Source organism: Pseudomonas sp. GW821-FHT04D07 (genome assembly GCF_059420225.1).
In genome coordinates this window covers 8721-10722 of sequence record NZ_JBWKTH010000054.1, presented here as the reverse complement: position 1 = coordinate 10722, position 2002 = coordinate 8721, and the positions used below count along the sequence as shown (strand labels likewise).

At 63.3% G+C, this 2002-nt stretch carries 1 protein-coding gene; it reads right to left on the bottom strand.

Annotated elements, in window-relative coordinates:
* Positions 1 to 127: 127 nt before the first annotated feature.
* Positions 128 to 1810 carry a methyl-accepting chemotaxis protein CtpM gene (ctpM, locus tag AC07T0_RS31535; protein ID WP_495004843.1) on the bottom strand — a complete coding sequence of 561 codons (1683 nt, stop codon included), beginning with the start codon at positions 1808 to 1810 and terminating at the stop codon, positions 128 to 130.
* Between the last annotated feature and the right edge of the window lie 192 nt (positions 1811 to 2002).

The following is a 2002-nucleotide window of genomic DNA, read 5'->3' as shown; positions in this document are numbered from 1 at the left end:
CCCCCCCCCCCCCCCCCCCCCCCCCCCCCCCCCCCCCCCCCCCCCCCCCCCCCCCCCCCCCCCGCTCCCACAGTATCTGTGTCGGATGCAGGAATTGCGTCAGACACAAAACTGTCGGGCCGGCTTGTCAGATCCGGAACTGCCCCACCAACTTGCCCAGGCTCTGTCCCAGTTCCGCCAGACTACGGGAAGTCTGGGCACTGCGCTGGGTTTCATCGGCCACGCTGTCCACCGCCGAGGCGATTTGATGCACGCTGCGGTTGATCTCTTCGGCCACCGCGGTCTGTTCGTCGGCGGCGCTGGCGATCTGCGCGTTCATCGTGTTGATCGTGCCAATCAGTTGCGCCATGGTGTCCAGCGACACGCCGGCCTCGTTGGCCCGGTCCGAGGTGCCGTCACCCGCCTCGCTGGAACGGCGCATGGCCTCCACCGCCACCTGCGTACCCTGTTGCAGGCGGTCGATCATGCCCTGGATTTCCTGGGTGCTCTGCTGGGTCCGACTGGCCAGCGCCCGCACCTCATCGGCCACCACCGCAAAGCCGCGACCCGCTTCACCGGCCCGCGCCGCCTCGATGGCGGCATTGAGGGCCAGCAGGTTGGTCTGCTCGGCGATGGAACGAATCACCCCGAGCACGCTGACAATCGAGGTCACGTCCTGCTGCAGGCTGTCCAGGGTAGTGCCGCTGTGGCGAATATCCTTCACCAGTGCATGGATCTGCTGGATGCTGCCATCGACCACCCGTTTGGCGGTCTTGCCCTCGGCATCGGTCTGCTGCGCGGCGACCGCCGCCCCTTGCGCGCCACGCGCCACTTCCTGGGCCGCCGAGGACATCTGGTTGATCGCCGTGGCCACCTGGTCGGTTTCGTGGCGCTGACGCTCCATCGCCTGCTCCGAACGCTGGGTCTGGTCGCTGACCTGGGTAACCAGCGTGGTCAGTTGCACGGTCATCTCGCTGATCTGCCGCACCAGGCCATGGATCTTGTCGACAAAGCGGTTGAAGGAACCGGCCAACTGCCCCAGTTCGTCCTCACTGGTGATTACCAGGCGTCGTGTCAGGTCGCCCTCGCCGGCCGCAATATCGTCCAGGCTGAGCTTCATCAGTTGCAGCGGTCGCAAAATACCATTGGCCATCAGCGCGCCGAGCACCGCGATCACCAGCAGCACCACAAAGGCGATCCCGAAGATACTCAGGATTACGCCTTCCATACGCTGATGGACCTTGGCCTCCACCTCCGCGACCTGGGCCTCGATACCGTCGAGGTTGACGAAGGTACCGATGGCCATATCCCACTTGGGCAGGAATTCGGTATAGGCGATCTTGGGCACCAGCACCTGTTCGTTGGTAGCCAGCGATGCACTGTATCTCAGGTAATGGCTACCGTCCTTGGCGACCCGGACCAGCTCGCGGGTGAAGTAGACGCCATTCGCATCGTGGGCGTCGCTGAAATTCTTGCCGACGCCATCGGGGTTGTCGCTCTTGAACACCCGCACGATCTGCGAATCGGTGCCAAAAAAGTAACCGTCCTTGCCATACTTGATGCTCGACAGCAGTTTCACCGCCTGCGCCCGGGCCACCATGTCGCCCTGGGCCGACGCATCGTAGAGCGGCTTGATCGCGGTGATCGCCAGGCTGACGTAATTCTGCAAGGTCACCTTGGCCTCCGACAGCAGACGCTGACGGGTTTCCTCCACTTCATCCTTGGCTTGATTCTGCAGGATCCACACCATGGTCAGGCTGATCACCAGGGCGCAGAGCAATACCGGCAGTACCGCGAGGGACACGACTTTGGTCTTCAGACTCAGACGCATGATGGTTCTCTCTATTAAGGTGAAATTGCGGTCCGGCTTGTTAATGCAGGGTGTCACGACCGGCGAACAACAAACTGTAGCGAGCGGGCAAACGCTGATGTCACCCAGTTAAAGCCGGACACGGTGCCTGTGGGAGCGGTGCTTGCCCGCGAAGCTTTGGGCGGCCTCAAGGGCCCCTTCGCGGGCAAGCAC

Bases quoted from the DNA above. Each gene is read 5' to 3' on its own strand.
- ctpM (WP_495004843.1), bottom strand. From the start codon at position 1,810: ATGCGTCTGAGTCTGAAGACCAAAGTCGTGTCCCTCGCGGTACTGCCG.